This window comes from Kitasatospora sp. NPDC048298, assembly GCF_043201465.1.
Lineage (GTDB): Bacteria > Actinomycetota > Actinomycetes > Streptomycetales > Streptomycetaceae > Kitasatospora.
In genome coordinates, this window is record NZ_JBICYZ010000020.1 from 25,172 (window position 1) to 42,054 (window position 16,883).

The following is a 16,883-nucleotide window of genomic DNA, read 5'->3' on the forward strand; positions in this document are numbered from 1 at the left end:
ACCGCCGCCGTTTGACTGACAGTATGGCTTGGTGAACCTTTCGGATTGGCCGGCTCTGGCTAGTACCTTGACCGTCTCCGTAGGGCTCGTCGTTGGTGGTGTTCTAATCGCATGGAAGGGCTTGGGGGGCTCCTACACCAGGTCTGTTGAGGAGAACCGCGACCGGCTCCGCCGGGAGCTGAGGATCACTGCAGGAGACAGCGCAATCACGCTGCCGAACCCTGTCTCGGGGGCCGAACTCGTAACGCCAGTTGATGCGGAGCATCCGACATCCGTTACCCACAACAGGAATCACTACGAGATCCACGTTCATCAGGCTGCCCTTGAGGAACAGCGGGCCGAGCGTGAGGAGCAGACCTTCACGGTGCTGTTGGCCGACTACTACGCTCATGGTCTCGCCCAAGCTCAGCGCAGCTCGATGGTGAGTTTGGTGGCATCGGTGTTCGGCGGGATTGTTCTTTTTGTTGGCATCTCGCTCGCCGTCTGGAAGTCGGAGACGACCGGCGGACTCTACGCCGCTGTGGTCACAAATGTCAGTGGCCTGGTGACTGGAGCGATTGGCGTGCTCTTTCACCGCCAGGGCCGCCTGGCTTTGCAGCATATGGAGGGGCAGGCGCAGCACCTGCGTCTGGACATGCGCACTGAACGTGGCTTCCGGCAGGCCGTTCGACTGGTTGATCAGGTGGAGGACCCTGGCCTTAAGGCGCAGCTCCAGGCGGCCCTTATTCTCCAGTTCTCGGGAGCAGCGCTGCCGGACATTAAGCCCTGATTCGAGCTCGCGTCCCGTGCCACAGGCGCGCCAGAACGGGCGGTACGTGGCGGTGAATCGTGGGCACCGGCGGCGCGGCGAACGGGGAACCGGCAGGGTGGCCGAGCCACAGGTCACGCTGGGTGTCGAACAGCTGCCCTTGTAAAGCGGGGGTCGTCGGTTCGAACCCGACAGGGGGCTCTGCGGCAGGTGGGAAGGGCCGGTCCGACGGGTGTCGGGCCGGCCCTTTTGTCGTGGGTGGGGTCAGTCCGGGGGGAGGGTGAGGGTGGCCAGTGCGCCGCCGTCGGGGTGGTTGGCGAAGGTCAGGGTGGCGCCGATGACGCGGGCGTGGCCGGTGGCGATGGTGAGGCCGAGGCCGTGGCCGCGGCCGCGTTCGGGGGCGTTGGTGCGGAAGCGTTGCGGGCCGTGGCGCAGGAGGTCCTCGGGGTAGCCGGGGCCGTGGTCGCGGACGGTGATCCGCAGGCAGTCGACGTTCAGGTGGACGGGCCCGGCGCCGTGGCGGTGGGCGTTGAGGATCAGGTTCCCGAGGATGCGGTCCAGTCGGCGCAGGTCGGTGCGGACCTGCCGGTCGGCGGTGATCTCGACGGCGACGTCCAGGCCGGTGAGGGAGACGGTGCGGCGCGCCGCGCGTTCCAGCGGGACGGCGGAGAGGTCGGGGGACTCGGCGTCCGCGTCCAGGCGGGAGACCTCCAGCAGGTCCTCGACCAGGCCGCGCAGCGCCTGGACCCGGTTCTGCACGAGCTGGGTGGGGCGCCCGGGCGGCAGCAGTTCGGCGGCGGTGACCAGGCCGGTGAGCGGGGTGCGCAGTTCGTGGGCGACGTCCGCGGTGAAGCGCTGCTCGTCCTCCAGCCGCCGGTGCAGGGTGCGGGACATCAGGTCGACGGCGGCGGCGAGGTCGGCCACCTCGTCCTTGCCGTCGACGAGTTCGCCGATCCGGGTGTCCGTGCCGCCGGCGGCGATGCCCCGGGCGGCGGTGGCGGCGGTGCGTAGTCGGCGGCTGATCCGGTCGGCGACGAGTACGCCGGCCAGCACGGTGGTGAAGACCGCGGCGACGACGGTGAGCAGGATGATCCGGTCCAGGTCGGCGATGGCCTGCCGGTCCTGGGCGAAGTCGACCCGGACGGACAGCACCCCGTTCTGCACCGGGCCGGCCGCCCACATCGACTCGCCGGTGCCGTCGGTGGCGAGCAGCGAGCCGTGCCGGCCGCCGGCGGCGAGGGCGCGCAGCCGCTCGGGCAGGGCCGGGTCGTTCACGGCGCCGCCGCGGGCGGTCGGCTCGCTGTCGCGGACGTAGGCGTCCAGCGCGGAGTCGAGGGCGGTGAGTGCGGAGGTGCGGGCCTGGTCGACGTGCTGACTGATCATCGCCTGGTGGACCAGCAGGCCGACGGCCACCGCGACCAGGACGGCGATGGCGGCGACGGCGGTGGCGATCTGGCGGCGCAGGGTCATGCCGGGCGCCGCAGCTTGTAGCCGAAGCCGCGGACGGTCTCGATCCGGCCGGAGCCGATCTTGGCGCGCAGCCGCTGCACGTGGACGTCCACGACCCGGGTGTCGGCGCCCCACTCGTAGTCCCAGACGCGTTCGAGCAGGGTGGAGCGCTCCAGCACGATCCCGGGCGCGGCGGTGAACTCCAGCAGCAGCCGCAGTTCGGTGGGGGTGAGCGGGACGAGGCGGCCGTCCACCCGGACCTCCATGCTGTCGGTGTCCACCTGGAGGCCGTCGAATCTGCGGAGGGACGGGGAAGGGGCGGACTCCGGCGCCTGCGGCGGCTGCGGCGTCCCGGGGGTGTCCGAGGGCGCGACGGGGGCATCGGCGACGGGGGCGTCGGGCGGGGCGTCGGCCGGGGACTCGGCCGCCGGGACGACCCGGACGCGGCGCAGCACGGTACGGATCCGGGCGACCAGGACGGCGCTCTCGAAGGGCTTGACCACGTAGTCGTCGGCCCCGGCCTCCAGCCCGGAGACCACGTCCACCGGGTCGGTCCGGGCGGACATCATCAGGATCGGCAGCTGGCTCTCCTCCCGGATCCGGCGGCAGAGCCCGACCCCGTCGAGCAGCGGCAGCATCACGTCCAGCAGGAGCAGGTCGGGCCGGACGGCGTGGAAGGCCTCCAGCCCCTCCAGGCCGTCGGCGGCCGTGGTGACCGGGAAGCCGTAGCGCTCCAGGGCCATCCGGGTGGCCTCGCGGATCACCTCGTCGTCCTCGACCAGGAGGATGTGCGGAGGGGCGGGGGCGGTGGCGGCGGGGGTCATCGCTTCGTTTCCGGGATCACGGCGGGGGCGGAGGGCACGGACGGGACGGAGGGCGCGGAGGGCACCGCGGTCGGCCGGACGGTGCGCGGGGACGGGACGGCGGCCTCGGGGGCGGCCTGCTTCGGCACGAGCGAGCCGGGGCGCATCGGCGCCGGGCCGGCTTCGGGCGCGGCGGTGGCCGTGCGGCCGCTGTCCGGGCTGGTCGGCGGGAGCAGGCCGAGGCCCTCGTCCGTGCGTTCCTTCAGGACGAGCCTGGTCCCGTCCCACTCGTAGTGGCTGCGGGTCACGACGTAGGCGGCGGTCGGCTCGAACAGCCACAGCTCGGTGCCGATGGTCGTGGCGTTGAACGCCGGCTGGACCTGCACCTGGAGGACGGGCAGCAGGTGGTCCTCGACGAGGGTGTACACGTGCAGCACGACCTGCCCGGGGGTGGTGACGGCGGTGATGAGCTCGGGCTGCCCGTCCCCGGTGAGGTCGCGGAACTCGGGGGTGCGGATGTCGCAGCCGGTGCACGAGCCGAGCGCCAGCCGTTCTTCCTGGCCCAGCTTCGGGTCCTTGGCGAGGACGGTGCGGACGTCGACCGCGGTGATGTCGTGGCCGGGGACGGTCAGATCCGGTAAGGGCTGCGGCGCTTCCTGGGTGACGCCGGCCGCGGGCGTGGGTACCGGGGTGGCAGTGGGCAGCTGCGGCCAGAGCGGCTGGGACACCGCCGGCGGTGTGACGGTCCGGGCCGGGCCCTGGTCGCGCAGGTCGCCGGGGGTGGCCCGGCCGAAGGCCAGGGCGGCGAGGGCGAGGACGACGACCAGGCCGGCCAGGGTGGCCACTGGGACGGCGCCGGGTCGGCGGCGGGGTACTGGGGTTGCTGCCACGGTCGGTGTTCGTCCTCCTGCTCTGCGGCTTCGCTCCGGTCGTCGCTTCCGTTACCGTCCCGCGCTGGTAGGTCGCGCGGACGGCGGCGGGCGGTTCCGTTTCCCACCTCAGCACATGCCGCCGTCAGGCCAGGTCCGCCAGCACGATGATGTTGTCCGTCCAGTGGCCGTCCGAGCCGATCTGCCCGCCGCAGGTGATCAGCCGCAGCGCGGGCGCCGGCGTGTCGCCGTACACCTGCTCGGTGGGGAAGTGGTCCTTGGGGGCCTGGAGCAGCGTGCGGACCTTGAAGTCCACGGTGCCGCCGTCCGCGCGACGGATCCGGATCAGCTCGCCGGGCCGCAGCTTCGGCAACTGCTTGAAGACGGCCGGGCCGTGCACGGTGTCGAGGTGCCCGATGAGCACGGCGGGGCCGGTCTCGCCGGGGGTGGGGCCGTTGCGGTACCAGCCGACTTCCTGGCCCCGGTCGGCCGGCGGCACCTCGACCGTGCCGTCCGCGTTCAGGCCGAGCTCGGCCACCGGCGCGTCGACCCCGACGGAGGGGACCAGCAGGCGGGTCGGCGGCGAGGGCGGGTACGGCTTCGGGGCGGTGGCCGCGGCGCCGGTCGTGGCCGGGACAGCCGAGGTGGTCGCCGGGGCGTCGGTGCCGGTGACGGTGCCGTGCCCGGAGGTCTCGACCCGCACCACCGGGGTCTCCCGGCCGGACAGCGCGAGCGAGGTGCCGAGCACCAGGCAGAGCAGGCCCGCGGTGCCGAAGGCGGTGCGGCGCAGGGGGCCCGGGCCGGGGCGGGGGGCGCGTCGGCGTCCCCGCCGGTTGTCCCGGCGATTGTCCCGCTGGTGCTCCTTGGAGCGTCGGTGGCTGGCGGTCCCCGCCACCGGGGCGACCCCGGCGCCGCTTCCCCGACTGGCCGGGTACGGGGAAGCGGCGCCGGGGTGCCCGGCGGACTCGGGACCGGTGTCAGCCGCGCGCACCGGAGCGGCGGCGCAGGACGGCGAAGCCCAGGGCCGCGGCGCCGACGGCCGCGACGGCACCGCCACCGGCGAGCATCAGACCGGAACCGTCGGCGGCGGCGGATCCGTCACCGGCCTGCGCGGCGCCCTTGGGCACCTCGCGGACCTGCGGCTGGGCGCCACCGGGGGCGGCCGGGGCCGGGGTGGCGCCCTTCGGCGCGGACACGGCCGGCGCGCCCTCGGCCCGGGTGGCCGAAGGTGCGGGCACGGCGGTCTTCGGCGCCGGGACGCCGTCCGTGCCGCCGCCCGGGGCGGCGCTGGGGACGACGCTGGGGATGGCGCCGGGGGCGGTCGCGACCGGCGTCGGCACGCCGTCGGCCCAGGCCTGCCCGCCGGTGACGGTGGCGAGCAGCGCGGCGCCGGTCAGGGCGCAGGCGGCCAGGACGCGGCGGGCGGGGGAGTGGTGGGTACGGCTCCTGCTCATGCGGGGTGTCTCCATCGTCTGCATCGGTCGGTACGTGGTGGCCCGCCGGTCCGCGGTGCGGTCCGCGGGACTCGGCGTGCTGGTGTCGCGGGGACGTACGTCGTCGGCGCCGGACGCGTGCGTCCTCGTCGCGGACGCCTTCGGCCGCTTCGCCCGGTTCTGCGGGTTCGGCCGGTGGCGTCGGGGACGACGGTAGGAGGGCCGTGTCGCGGTCCTCGGCCGGTCGTGTCACGGCCGCCCATCGGCTGCGTAACGGCGTGACGTCGGTTGTGGCGTCCTTCGCCCTGAGGCCGCCGCCGTCCGGCCGGCGATGCTCGGCCGCCGGCGGGAGCTGCCTTCGAAGTCCCGCCAGTGCCAAGGGTGTTGGCGCCGCGTCCGCCGCTCGCACGTCGCGCCTGCCGCTGCGCCCGCCTCCCGCGACCGCTGCGCCCGCCGCCTGCGCCCGCCGCCCGCGCGCGGCGCCCGGGGTCTGGTGATGGGCGGGTACGGTGCCGGCGCGGTGCCGGGCGGCCTGCTGATGCCCGGCCGGGCGCCCGCCCGGCCGCTCGCGGTGGCGTCCGTGGCGGCACCGGCGTGGGCCCTGCCCTCCGGGCCGCTCGCGGCGGGGGCGGGGCTGCCCTGGGTGGCCGTCGGCGCGCTGGTGGCCGGGCTCGGCTCGGCGGTCTGCGGGACGCTCTACGACACCACCACGCAGAAGTGGGTGCCGGTGGAGCTGCTCGGCCGGACGACGGCCTTCGGCGTGCCGGGTTCCTTCGCCCTCGGCCCGCTCGGGCCGGCGGCGGCCGGTCCGCTGGCGGACCGGTTCGGCGCGGGCGCCGTGCTGCTGCTCGGGGCGGTCTGGCAACTGGCGGCCGGGGTCGTAGTGTTGACCGTACCGGCGGTACGGAACCGCCGCTGGGAGGAGGGCCCGGACAGCTGACCAACCCCTCGGACGGCTTCGGGGCGCACCCCCGGCCCACCGCGCACCGCGCCCGGCCGGCCCCGGAGCGCGAACGGCTGCCCTTCCCGCGCACGTGCGCCTCCGTGGCGGGCGGGGCGGCCGACCCGGACGTACGGTGGAGGTCGGGGGTGACGGAGGAGGTCGATCATGCCCGGTTCGCTCACCATCAGCCATCACGGGTCCGCGGTCACCCTGGACCACGTGGACGCGCAGCGGCTCGCCACCGTGCTGGCCGACCTGGCGTACCTGCTGGAGATCCCGGGGCCCGACCGGATCACCGACGAACAGCTCGCCGTGCTGTGCGAGGGGCGCACCCCGGACCGTGCCGAGCTGGTGCACTGGTGCGCGTCGAACGCCCGCGGCCTGAAGGGGCAGCTCTGACGGAAGGGGCAGCTTCGACCGGAGCCGCTTCGGCCGCCGACCGCCCGCCGTACGATGGCGCGCGGGGCGGGGACGCCCCCCGGGTGCCGGGGTGGCCGGCGGCCGGTCCGGCGGAGGGTGGGGGCCCGAGCGTGCCGCAGTCCTTGTCGATGTCCTGGCTCACCGTGCCCACCCCGCTGCCCAGCGGGCCGATGCGCATCGCGGTGACCCCGCTCGGCGTGGTGTCGGCCGGATACGGCGGGCCGAGCGGGGGTGAAGTGCCGCCCTGCACCGACGAGTCGAAGATCGCGGCCGTCACCGGGCGGATCGGCGCCTACCTGGCGGGCCGCACCCGCGAGCTGGGCCTGCCGATCGACTGGAGCCTCAGCTCGGGCCCGCACCGCGCGGTGCTGCAGACGCTCTGGCGCGAGGTGCCGTACGGCCGGACCATCACCTACGGCGAACTGGCGGCCCGCAGTGGGGTGTTCGAGGACGTCACGGAGCCCGGACTGGCCGCCCGCACGGTCGGGCAGATGATGGCCGCCAACCCGGTCCCGCTGCTGGTGCCCTGCCACCGGGTGGTGGCGGCGGACGGGATCGGCGGCTTCGGCGGCGGCCGGGTCGGGATCGAGGTGAAGCGCTGGCTGCTCACCCTGGAGGGGGTGCTGGAGCCGACCCTCGACTGGGACGGCCCGCTGTAGGGGCAGTCCGCAGCAGGGACGGCCCGCTGTAGGGGCGGCGCGCAGCAGGTCCGGCCCGCTGTAGGTCCGGCGCGCGGCTGCTCGCGGATCGGGTCGACGCGCGGATCGCGTCAACCCGTGCATCGTGTCAAGGGGTGGTGTCGGCGGGGGTGCGGATGCGCGAGGATGGGGCCTGACACGCCGATATGTTCGAATAAACAGTCGAACAATATCGATCGGGTGATCTATTCGTACTATTTGTTCGGCCATTCCGAACCACTCGAACGAGTGATTGCGGGCTGCCCTCGAATGGGCCCACCATGAAGCTGCAACACGCATGTGCAAGGCGACACTTCATCGGGTATGCGAAGGGCTCCCCTCATGTCGACCGAAACCAATGCCGGTATTCCAGCGCCCGCGCCAGGTGCGCAGTCGGAGATCCGGCAGCAGCAGAGTCTGAGCACGGCGGGCGCGCGGAACCTCGCGACGACCACAAAGTCCGCGCCGCAGATGCAGGGCATCAGCCCGCGCTGGCTGCTCAGGAAGCTGCCCTGGGTGCAGGTGTCCGGCGGCACCTACCGCGTGAACCGCCGCCTGCGCTACTCGGTCGGCCGCGGTCGGGTGAGCTTCGTCAAGACCGGTGCCGAGGTGCGGGTCGTCCCGCCCACGCTGGTCGAGGTGCCGGCGCTGCGCGGCTTCCAGGACGAGGCCGTGCTGGAGGAGCTGGCCGCGCGCTTCGTGCAGCGGGACTTCAACGCGGGCGACGTCCTGGTCCGGGCCGGGGCGCCGATCGCCGAGGTGTTCCTGATCGCGCACGGCAAGCTCGACCGGCTGGGCACCGGCAAGTACGGCGAGGAGACGGTGGTCGGCACCCTCGCCGACGGCGACCACCTCGGCGACGAGGCGGTCCGGCAGGACGGCGGCGACTGGCCGTACACCGTCCGCGCCGCGACCTCCGGCACCGTGCTGACGCTGTCCTGGCCCGCCTTCCAGGAGCTGCACGACCGCTCCGAGGCGCTCCAGCTGCAGATCATCGAGTACCTGAACGGCTTCCAGCAGGCGCAGAACAAGCACGGCGAGGCCGCGATCGACCTCTCCTCCGGCCACCAGGGCGAGTACGAGCTGCCCGGCGCCTTCGTGGACTACGAGCTGAAGCCGCGCGAGTACGAGCTGAGCGTCGCGCAGACCATCCTCAAGGTGCACACCCGGGTCGCCGACCTCTACAACCAGCCGATGAACCAGACCGAGCACCAGCTCCGGCTGACCATCGAGGCCCTGCGCGAGCGCCAGGAGCACGAGCTCGTCAACAACCCCGAGTTCGGCCTGCTCAGCAACGCCGCGTACGACCAGCGGTTCCAGACCCACTCCGGCCCGCCCACCCCGGACGACATGGACGAGCTGCTCAGCCGCCGCCGCGGCACCAGGATGTTCCTGGCCCACCCCAAGGCGATCGCCGCCTTCGGCCGGCAGCTCAACAAGCGCGGCCTCTACCCCGGGACGGTCGAGGTCGAGGGTCGGCAGATCATGTCCTGGCGCGGGGTCCCGGTCTTCCCGTGCAACAAGATCCCGATCGTCGGGGGCGCCAGCTCGATCATCGCGATGCGGATCGGCGAGGACAACCAGGGCGTCATTGGCCTGCACCAGACCGGAATTCCGGACGAATACCAGCCGAGCCTTTCGGTGCGGTTCATGGGAATCGACGACAAGGCCATCATTTCCTACCTGGTGAGCGCCTACTACTCCGCCGCGATCCTGGTGCCGGACGCGGTCGGCGTCCTGGAGAACGTGGACATCGCGCAGTACTGACGGCTCGCGGGGCCGGCCGCAGGGCCGCGCCGTCCGTCGGGGCCACCCATCGGTCCCGGCCGGACGGTGCGCGCCCGGGTGCGCACCGGCGCGTACCGGCCAGGCCCGCCCCCGCCCGAGGGCGGCCATGGGCGGTGCGTGACCGCGCCCGGCACCGCAGCGCAACCCCGGCCCGCCGTCGGCGGGCCGTCCCACGACAGGCGCCCGACAGGGGGAAACACCCATGACGAGTCCCATGCTGGAGCGGGACCACAAAGAGGGGCACGAGGCGGCGGACATCCTCGCCCGGACCCGCGCCCTGGTCGACCCGGTCCTGCGGGCCGCCGTCGACTCGCTGCCCGGCACCATGCGCAAGGTGGCCGGCTACCACTTCGGTTGGTGGGAGGCGGACGGCACCCCCGCCGAGGCCTCCGCCGGCAAGGCGATCCGGCCGGCCATGGTCCTCGCCGCCACCCAGGCCCTGGGCGGCAAGCCCAACGAGGCCGTCGCCGCGGCCGCCGCGGTGGAGCTGGTGCACAACTTCACCCTGCTCCACGACGACGTCATCGACCGCGACGACACCCGGCGCCACCGGCCCACCGCCTGGCGGGTGTTCGGCACCACCGAGGCCATCCTGGCCGGGGACGCCATGCACTCCCTCGCGCTGCGCCTGCTCGCCGAGGACGGCCACCCGGCCGCCCACGGCTCGATCCGCCGGCTCGCGGACTGCGTGGTCGAGCTCTGCGAGGGCCAGCAGATCGACTGCGCCTTCGAGCGGCGCAACGACGTCTCGCTGCCCGAGTGCCTGGCGATGGCCGAGGCCAAGACCGGCGCGCTGCTCGGCGCGGCCTGCGCGATGGGCGCCCTGTACGGCGGCGCCTCCGAGGAGGCGGCCCAGGCGCTGGACGGCTTCGGCCGGGAGATCGGCCTGGCCTTCCAGCTGATCGACGACCTGATCGGCATCTGGGGGGATCCCGCGGTCACCGGCAAGCCGGTCGGCGCGGACCTGGTCGCCCGGAAGAAGTCGCTGCCGGTGGTCGCGGCGCTGGGTTCCGGCACCGCCGAGGGCAAGCGGCTGGCCGAGCTGTACGCGATCGAACGCCCGCTGGACGCCGAGGAGTTGGCGCAGTGCGCGGCGGCGGTCGAGGCGGCCGGCGGGCGCGGCTGGGCGCAGGGCGAGTCCTGTGAGCGGATGGCCGCGGCGATGGCGCAGCTGGCCGCCGCGGTGCCGGAGCCGGCCGCGGCGGACGAGCTGCTGGCGCTCGCCGAACTGGTCACCCGCCGCACGCACTGAGCGGGGTGCGCGCCGCACGCACTGAGCGGGCGCCCGCTACCAACGCTGCTCGGAAGCATCATCGGGAGTGGGAAGTCGGCTGGGCCGACCTCCCACTCCTGCCGCGTCCCGGGGCGTCTGTGCTCCCGAGGCGGTCCGCCGTCAGCCGAAGGCCGCCAACAGCCGCTGCTCCTTGGCGGGTTCGATGCCCTGCCGCACCGCCGCCCCCGGCCGCCCCTTGCGCCCCTCGGCGTCGGTGTCCTCGGCCGGCCCGCGCGCCCGCAGCCACTCCCAGGTGTCCCGCGCCGTCTCGGCGAACGGCCGGCAGCGCAGCCCGGCCGCCTCCGCCCGGCTCGTGTCGGCCAGCCAGGCGCCCGCCAGCTCGGGCAGATCCGGTGCCCACAGGGGGAGTTCGGTCCACGCGCCGACCTGGTCCGGCCCCTCGGCGAGCAGCGGCCCGTCCGGTACCCAGACCAGCTCGGTGTCCGCGGCGCCCGCCAGCTCCCGGCAGGTCTCCAGCCACTCGCCGAAGCGGAGCCGGCCGGGCGGCGCCGTGGTGACGAACCGCCCCGCCGTACCGGCCGTCAGCAGGTCCAGCCCGAAGGCGGCGAAGTCCCGGACGTCGATCACCTGCATGGTCCGCCGCGGATCCCCCGGCGCGAGCACCCGCCCGCCGCGGGCCATCCGTTCCAGCCACCAGGGCAGCCGGCCTCCGAACTCGTACGGACCGACGAGCAGTCCGCTGTTCAGCACCAGCGCGCGCTCGGTGTCGAATCCGGCCAGCACGGCGCGCTCGCAGCCGGCCTTCAGGGCGGTGCCGGGCGGTTGGCCCGGCGGGGTGTCGGCGGGGCAGGGGTGCGGCGCGGAGTCCTCGTCGACCACCCGGGCGGGCCAGTCGGCGAAGGCGTGCACGGAGGAGACGAAGGTGTAGTGGCCCGCCCGCTCGCGCAGCAGCCGGGCGCTGAGCGCGGCCTGGGCGGGCTGTTGGGCGGAGGTGTCGACGACGGCGTCCCAGCTGCGGCCGTCGACCAGCCGGGCGAGGTCCCCGGCACTGTCGCGGTCGCCCCGGACGGCCTCGACTCCGGGCAGGTCGGCGGCGCTGCGGCCGCGGTTGAAGGTGGTGACCCGGTGGCCCCGGGCGAGGGCCTCGGCAGCGTAGGCCCGTCCGAGGAAGGACGAGCCCCCAAGCAGGAGGATCTTCATGTCGACGACCCTGCCTCGTACGCCCGGCCCGTACGCCCGGATTAGCGGTGGGCAGATATCGGGTCGGCGGCGCCGAACGGCGTCCGGTCCGACGTGCCGCGCCTCCGGGGCCGCCTTAGCATCCGATCTGTACGGCTTGTGCCGGTTGTGCGCCCATGCCGCCTGTGCCGCCCGTGCCGCGGTCGGCGACCGCACCCCGGCCCGGTGCCCGCCCCGGACGAAGGACCCGTGATGAACCAGCCCGAGCTGGAGGCCCTGGCCGCAGACGCGTACGTCTACGGCTACCCGCTGGTCGCCGGCCTCACCATGGTCGAGCGCTTCGCCCGGGGTGGCCTGGGCACCCTGCCGGCGGCGCCGTTCAACCACATCAGCCACGCCACTCGGCTGGCCGGTCCGGCCGACCGCTTCGTCTCGGTCAACAACGACACGATCTACTCGATCGCCCAGCTCGACCTCTCCGAAGGCCCCCAGGTGCTGCGCGTCCCGGACACCGAGGGCGCCTACTACGTGCTGCAGATCATCGACGCCTGGACGGACAACGTCGCCTACCTCGGCCGCCGGGCCACCGGCACCGGCGCGCAGACCTGGCTGATCGTCCCGCCCGACTGGCACGGCACCCCGCCGGACCCGAGCCGGGTGATCGAGCTGCCGACCACCGTCGGCACCCTCGTCGGCCGCTTCGCCTGCGCCGGCCCGGACGACCTGCCCCGGGTCCGGGCACTCCAGGCCGCCCTGGAACTGGAGCCGCTGGAACCCGGAGGCCTGGCCGCCGGACTGCCCGAGCCGGACGAGGCGGTCCCCGAGCGGCTGGCCTTCTTCGAACGGCTGCGGGTCTGGATGCAGGCCTTCCCACCCGCCACCGCCGACATCGAGTACCAGCGCCGCTTCGCCCCGCTCGGCCTGCTGGACGACGGCGCCTCGCCGTACCAGGCCGCCGCCCCCGAGTGGACGCTGGCACTGGCCAAGGGCCTGGCCGCCGGCCGCGAACGGGTCGAGGACGCCAGCCGCCCGCCCGAGGACCACCCGCCCGGCGAGTGGCGCAGCGCGCTCCACCTCTTCGACTACAACACCGACCACCTGGGCCCCGGCACCCTGGACGACCCCGAGTGGCGCATCCCCGACCGCCGCGCCGCCTACCTCAGCCGGGCCGCCGCCGCCCGGGCCGGCCTCTGGGGCAACCACGCGTACGAGGCCTCGTACGCGATGACCTACGACGACTCCGACGGCCGGCCCCTCACCGGCCTCCACAGCTACACCCTGCACTTCGACCAGCCGCCCCCGACCGGGGCGTTCTGGTCCGTCACGATGTACTCCGTCCCGGACTACCACCTGGTCGAGAACCCGATCGACCGCTACTCGATCGGCGACCGCACCCCCGGCCTGGTCCACGGCGAGGACGGCTCCCTCACCCTGACCCTCCAACACGACCAGCCCGAGGACCCGACCGCCGCCGCCAACTGGCTCCCCACCCCACCCGCCGAGTTCCGCCCCATCCTCCGCATCTACCAGCCCGAGCCCCCGGTCCTGGACGGCACCTACCAGATCCCCCCGATCCACCGCGTCTGACGCCCGGCCCCTTGCGTGAGGGCGTCCTTGGCCCGGGGCTTTGGGGGAGTTCGGCCGGGTCGACGTCTCGCGCAGTCAACCCGGCGACAGCTCGGCCTAGTTCGGGGCCGACGGGGAGGCGGTTGCGGAGGCCGTCGGATGCGGTGAGGCGTCCGAGGCGGGTGGTGTCGTGGGGGTCTGCGCGGGGGTGGGCGATGCCGTCGCGGAGGTGGCGGCGGTGGCGGAACCGGTGGGCGCCGGTGTGGAGGACGGCGAGGGATCGGCCGGGGCGGAGGTGGCGCCGCCGCGGTTGTGCGGCCCGCCCTCCAGGGTGACCACGGCCTGCGAGGGCGGCAGCGCGATCCGGGCGGTCCAGTGGGTGGCCGGCGCCTGGTCCTCGTCCACGGTGACGATCACGGTGATCCGCTGGCCGGGCGCCAGGGTGCCGGAGTCGCGGCTGAGCCGGAGCCAGCCGGCGTCCGTCACCGCGTGCCAACGGATCTCCGTGGTGCCGGAGTTGGTGAGGGTGAGGACAGTCCGGCTGCCGTACTCGCCGGCCTCGACGGTGAGCAGCCCGGCCGGGGCCGGTCCGCCGGCGTCCGTCGTGGAGGCCCGGTCGACCGAGGGGACCGGTGCGGCGGCCAGGGTCGGGCTGCCGAGCGGGGCCGCGCCGTGGGCCGGGACCGGGATCACCGCGCCCTGGAAGCTGAGTCGCTGAAATCCGGGAAGCAACGTTTCTGCACCGCCCGTGTCGGCACCGCCCGCGCCGACACCGCCCGAGACCAGCCCGCCCCCGGTCCCCGTCAGCTCCGTCCCGGGCATGCCGGACGCACCCAACCCCGCCGGGCCGTCCACCGCGGGCTGCGGCCGCCGGCCGCCCGCCCGGCCGGACTCGTCCACCCGCACCGCCGACACCGAGACTCCCGACCCCGACCCGCCACCGCCCCGGTGCCCGGCCCAGAGCGCGATCACCGGCGCCGCCAGTACGGCCGCGAGCACCCCGGTGGTCACCACCCGCCGCCGCACCGCCAGTCCGCGCCCCGCGTCCGGCGCCCGGTGCCGGGGGAAGCCGCCCTGGTCGAACCGCGGACCCGGCTCCGCCGCCCGGCCGACCACCTCCCGAAGCGCCGCCTCCGGGCCCGCCACCGCGGGCGCCCGCAGCAGCGCCAGCCCCGCCAGCCCCGCCGAACCGACCGCACGCACCGAACCAGCCGCACCTGCCGAGCCCTCCGCCGCCCGGCTCGCCGCCACCCGCTCCGCCGTCCCCCGGCAGGTCGGGCAGTCCACCACGTGCTGCACCAGTTCCCGCCGCAGCGCGGGGCCGAGCACCCAGTCCCGCCAGGACTCCGCTCCGGCCCCGCCGAGCCGGTCCAGCTCCGGGCAGCTGCCCACGCCGAGCACCAGCAGCGCCGCCCTGGTCCTGGCCACCTCGGCCTCGGCCCCGGCGAGCAGCGCGCGGGTCCGTTCGAACGGCAGGCCCAGCACCGCCGCCACCTCCAGCGGGGTCAGCCGGTGTCGGACGGACAGCTCCAGCGCCTCGCGCTGCTCGGGGTCGGTGCCGGCGGCCTCGGGCCAGGCGAGTGAGGCCAGCTCGCGCCGCCGCCGGGCCGCCTCGGCCTCACCCGCCCCGGCCCGGCCCCCCTCGGCCCCGGACACCAGCCCGGTGCCCACACCGGGCCCTCCGCTCACCCCGCCCGCCAGCCTGCGCAGGCAGCAGTACCGGGCCAGCGAGAACAGCCAGGCGCGCAGCAGCCCGGGCTCGGCCAGCCGGGCGCCGTGCAGCCGCGCCAGCTCGCGGACCTCGCCCAGGGCGTCGGCGGCCGCGTCGTGCTCGCAGAGCACCGAGAGGCAGTAGGTGAACAGGCCGTCCACCTGCCGGTCGTACGCCGCGAGCGCGGATGCGGCCCGCGCCGCCCCGGCCTGCCCAACAGTTCTCGTCGTCACCCGTCCGACCGTAGAGAACGCCGCCGGCTGACCCCGACCATTCGAGGCGTATGTACTTCTTTCGGGTAACAACATCGCCCATCTGTGTGGATGCCACGGTCGGACACACGGCCGCACGCGCGGCCGGACGCACGTTCCCCGCACCGCGAGCCCGCCGCCGGCCCCGCCCGCCGTCCGCCCGGGCACTGTCGGACCCAGGCGCTACGGTGGGCCGCATGCCTCCGCGTTCCAAGACCACCGCCAAGCCCCGCCCGGCGTACCGCTGCACCGAGTGCGGCAACCAGCTGCCCAAGTGGGTCGGCCGCTGCCCGGAGTGCAACGCCTGGGGCACGGTCGAGGAGTACGGCGCGGTGCCGATCCGCACCACGGCCGCCGGCCCGGTCAGCGCGCCCGCCCGCCCGATCGCGCAGGTGGACGGCCAGGTCGCGACGGCCCGCTCGACGGGCGTGCCGGAGCTGGACCGGGTGCTCGGCGGCGGTCTGGTGCCCGGCGCGGTGGTGCTGCTGGCCGGTGAGCCCGGCGTCGGCAAGTCCACCCTGCTGCTGGACGTCGCCGCCAAGGCGGCCACCGCGCAGCACCGCACGCTCTACGTCACCGGCGAGGAGTCGGCCGGCCAGGTCCGGCTGCGCGCGGACCGGATCAACGCCCTCTCCGAGCACCTCTACCTCGCCGCCGAGCAGGATCTCGGCGCGGTGCTCGGGCACATCGAGGCGGTCAACCCCGGCCTGCTGATCCTGGACTCGGTGCAGACCATCGCCTCCGCCGAGCTGGACGGCGCCCCCGGCGGCCCGGCCCAGGTCCGCGAGGTGGCGGGCGCGCTGATCCGGGCGTCCAAGGAGCGCGGCATGGCCACCCTGCTGGTCGGCCACGTCACCAAGGACGGCCAGATCGCCGGCCCGCGTCTGCTGGAGCACCTGGTGGACGTGGTGCTGAGCTTCGAGGGGGACCGGCACGCCCGGCTGCGTCTCATCCGCGGGGTCAAGAACCGTTACGGCGCCACCGACGAGGTGGGCTGCTTCGAGCTGCACGACGAGGGCATCGTCGGCCTGGCCGACCCGTCCGGCCTCTTCCTGACCAGGCGTGACAAGCCCGTCCCTGGCACCTGCCTCACCGTCACCCTGGAGGGCAAGCGCCCGCTGGTGGCCGAGGTGCAGGCGCTGATGGTGGATTCGCAGATCCCCTCCCCGCGCCGCACCACCTCGGGCCTGGAGTCCCCCCGGATCGCGATGATCCTGGCCGTGGTCGAGCGGCACGGCGGGGTGAAGCTCGGCAAGCAGGACATCTACACCGCGACGGTCGGCGGGGTGAAGCTGACGGAGCCCTCCGCCGACCTCGCGGTGGCGCTCGCGGTGGCCAGTTCCTCCACCGACACCCCGCTGCCCAGCAACCTGGTGGCGATCGGCGAGGTCGGCCTGGCGGGCGAGGTGCGGCGGGTGACGGGGGTGCAGCGGCGGCTCGCCGAGGCGCACCGGCTGGGCTTCACCCACGCGCTGGTCCCGCCGGACCCGGGCAAGGTCCCGCCGGGCATGAAGGTGGTCGAGGTGGCCGACATCGGCGAGGCGCTGCGGGCCATCCCGGGCCGCCGCCGCTCCGCCGCCAAGCCGCGCACCGAACAGCGCGGTGAGGCACCGTCGGTGCCGCCGGCCCCGCGCTCCGCCCGGGGCGCGGAGCGTCCCGCGGCGTACCCCGAGGAGCTGATGGACGGCTGGGAGCCGCTCGACTCCGACGAACTGCGCTGACCCAAGCCCTGCCGAGGCCACACACAGTTAGACTTTCCCCAGTCTCATTGGCCAGAAGGCAGTACCGAGCGGTACTGAGCGACAGAGCAAC

15 protein-coding genes are annotated in these 16,883 nt (G+C 74.7%); 8 read left to right on the plus strand and 7 right to left on the minus strand.

Annotated features, from left to right (window positions below; translation table 11 throughout):
- The first annotated feature begins 31 nt into the window (after positions 1 to 31).
- Entirely contained in the window at positions 32 to 769 is a 738-nt protein-coding gene (locus ACGF0D_RS17270) for a hypothetical protein (protein ID WP_392916962.1), read from the plus strand.
- Positions 770 to 1,012: 243 nt separating this feature from the next.
- On the opposite strand, the gene ACGF0D_RS17275 is transcribed toward ACGF0D_RS17270, so the two are convergent.
- From ACGF0D_RS17275 to ACGF0D_RS17295, 5 genes are all read right to left on the minus strand, one after another.
- Positions 1,013 to 2,218, minus strand: coding sequence for a sensor histidine kinase (locus tag ACGF0D_RS17275; protein WP_392916965.1), 1,206 nt, complete (start codon positions 2,216 to 2,218; stop codon positions 1,013 to 1,015).
- Positions 2,215 to 3,021 (minus strand): response regulator, encoded by an 807-nt coding sequence (locus ACGF0D_RS17280; protein WP_392916968.1) that lies wholly within the window; start codon positions 3,019 to 3,021, stop codon positions 2,215 to 2,217. The genes ACGF0D_RS17275 and ACGF0D_RS17280 overlap by 4 nt, the downstream gene beginning before the upstream one ends.
- Complete coding sequence (locus tag ACGF0D_RS17285) at positions 3,018 to 3,890, minus strand: hypothetical protein (RefSeq protein WP_392867850.1); 873 nt, start codon at positions 3,888 to 3,890, stop codon at positions 3,018 to 3,020. The genes ACGF0D_RS17280 and ACGF0D_RS17285 overlap by 4 nt, the downstream gene beginning before the upstream one ends.
- A gap of 124 nt (positions 3,891 to 4,014) precedes the next feature.
- Positions 4,015 to 4,764 (minus strand): class F sortase, encoded by a 750-nt coding sequence (locus tag ACGF0D_RS17290; RefSeq protein ID WP_392916971.1) that lies wholly within the window; start codon positions 4,762 to 4,764, stop codon positions 4,015 to 4,017.
- Between the two features lie 82 nt (positions 4,765 to 4,846).
- Entirely contained in the window at positions 4,847 to 5,323 is a 477-nt protein-coding gene (locus tag ACGF0D_RS17295; RefSeq protein ID WP_392916973.1) for a hypothetical protein, read from the minus strand.
- 475 nt (positions 5,324 to 5,798) lie between these two features.
- Between ACGF0D_RS17295 and ACGF0D_RS17300 the strand changes: the two genes are divergently transcribed.
- The 5 genes from ACGF0D_RS17300 to ACGF0D_RS17320 all read left to right on the plus strand — a co-directional run bounded on the left by ACGF0D_RS17300 (position 5,799) and on the right by ACGF0D_RS17320 (position 10,382).
- A complete protein-coding gene (locus ACGF0D_RS17300) occupies positions 5,799 to 6,242 on the plus strand; it encodes a hypothetical protein (RefSeq protein ID WP_392916976.1) in 444 nt (147 codons plus the stop codon).
- Between the two features lie 168 nt (positions 6,243 to 6,410).
- Entirely contained in the window at positions 6,411 to 6,644 is a 234-nt protein-coding gene (locus tag ACGF0D_RS17305; RefSeq protein ID WP_392867840.1) for a hypothetical protein, read from the plus strand.
- A 131-nt stretch (positions 6,645 to 6,775) separates the two neighbouring features.
- The gene (locus ACGF0D_RS17310; RefSeq protein ID WP_392867837.1) at positions 6,776 to 7,324 is read left to right on the plus strand and encodes a methylated-DNA--[protein]-cysteine S-methyltransferase; all 549 of its coding nucleotides are present in this window, start codon (positions 6,776 to 6,778) and stop codon (positions 7,322 to 7,324) included.
- A 360-nt stretch (positions 7,325 to 7,684) separates the two neighbouring features.
- Positions 7,685 to 9,109: a family 2B encapsulin nanocompartment shell protein gene (locus tag ACGF0D_RS17315; protein WP_392867834.1), complete on the plus strand. Its 1,425-nt coding sequence runs from the start codon at positions 7,685 to 7,687 to the stop codon at positions 9,107 to 9,109.
- A 223-nt stretch (positions 9,110 to 9,332) separates the two neighbouring features.
- A complete protein-coding gene (locus tag ACGF0D_RS17320) occupies positions 9,333 to 10,382 on the plus strand; it encodes a family 2 encapsulin nanocompartment cargo protein polyprenyl transferase (protein WP_392916978.1) in 1,050 nt (349 codons plus the stop codon).
- Positions 10,383 to 10,523: 141 nt separating this feature from the next.
- On the opposite strand, the gene ACGF0D_RS17325 is transcribed toward ACGF0D_RS17320, so the two are convergent.
- Positions 10,524 to 11,564, minus strand: a complete 1,041-nt coding sequence (locus ACGF0D_RS17325; protein ID WP_392916981.1) for an NAD-dependent epimerase/dehydratase family protein — start codon at positions 11,562 to 11,564, stop codon at positions 10,524 to 10,526.
- Between the two features lie 231 nt (positions 11,565 to 11,795).
- Between ACGF0D_RS17325 and ACGF0D_RS17330 the strand changes: the two genes are divergently transcribed.
- Complete coding sequence (locus ACGF0D_RS17330; RefSeq protein ID WP_392867828.1) at positions 11,796 to 13,130, plus strand: DUF1254 domain-containing protein; 1,335 nt, start codon at positions 11,796 to 11,798, stop codon at positions 13,128 to 13,130.
- A 96-nt stretch (positions 13,131 to 13,226) separates the two neighbouring features.
- Here the strand turns inward: ACGF0D_RS17330 and ACGF0D_RS17335 are convergent, their stop codons facing one another.
- A complete protein-coding gene (locus ACGF0D_RS17335) occupies positions 13,227 to 15,053 on the minus strand; it encodes a hypothetical protein (RefSeq protein ID WP_392916983.1) in 1,827 nt (608 codons plus the stop codon).
- 215 nt (positions 15,054 to 15,268) lie between these two features.
- Between ACGF0D_RS17335 and radA the strand changes: the two genes are divergently transcribed.
- Positions 15,269 to 16,792: a DNA repair protein RadA gene (gene radA, locus ACGF0D_RS17340; protein WP_392916986.1), complete on the plus strand. Its 1,524-nt coding sequence runs from the start codon at positions 15,269 to 15,271 to the stop codon at positions 16,790 to 16,792.
- Positions 16,793 to 16,883: the final 91 nt, after the last annotated feature.

Excerpts from the sequence above, each read along its gene's own strand:
- ACGF0D_RS17300 (WP_392916976.1), top strand. The coding sequence starts at position 5,799 with ATGGGCGGGTACGGTGCCGGCGCGGTGCCGGGCGGCCTGCTGATGCCC.
- ACGF0D_RS17305 (WP_392867840.1), top strand. The coding sequence starts at position 6,411 with ATGCCCGGTTCGCTCACCATCAGCCATCACGGGTCCGCGGTCACCCTG.
- ACGF0D_RS17320 (WP_392916978.1), top strand. The coding sequence starts at position 9,333 with ATGACGAGTCCCATGCTGGAGCGGGACCACAAAGAGGGGCACGAGGCG.
- ACGF0D_RS17295 (WP_392916973.1), bottom strand. The coding sequence starts at position 5,323 with ATGAGCAGGAGCCGTACCCACCACTCCCCCGCCCGCCGCGTCCTGGCC.
- ACGF0D_RS17330 (WP_392867828.1), top strand. The coding sequence starts at position 11,796 with ATGAACCAGCCCGAGCTGGAGGCCCTGGCCGCAGACGCGTACGTCTAC.
- ACGF0D_RS17275 (WP_392916965.1), bottom strand. The coding sequence starts at position 2,218 with ATGACCCTGCGCCGCCAGATCGCCACCGCCGTCGCCGCCATCGCCGTC.
- ACGF0D_RS17280 (WP_392916968.1), bottom strand. The coding sequence starts at position 3,021 with ATGACCCCCGCCGCCACCGCCCCCGCCCCTCCGCACATCCTCCTGGTC.
- ACGF0D_RS17315 (WP_392867834.1), top strand. The coding sequence starts at position 7,685 with ATGTCGACCGAAACCAATGCCGGTATTCCAGCGCCCGCGCCAGGTGCG.
- radA (WP_392916986.1), top strand. The coding sequence starts at position 15,269 with ATGCCTCCGCGTTCCAAGACCACCGCCAAGCCCCGCCCGGCGTACCGC.
- ACGF0D_RS17325 (WP_392916981.1), bottom strand. The coding sequence starts at position 11,564 with ATGAAGATCCTCCTGCTTGGGGGCTCGTCCTTCCTCGGACGGGCCTAC.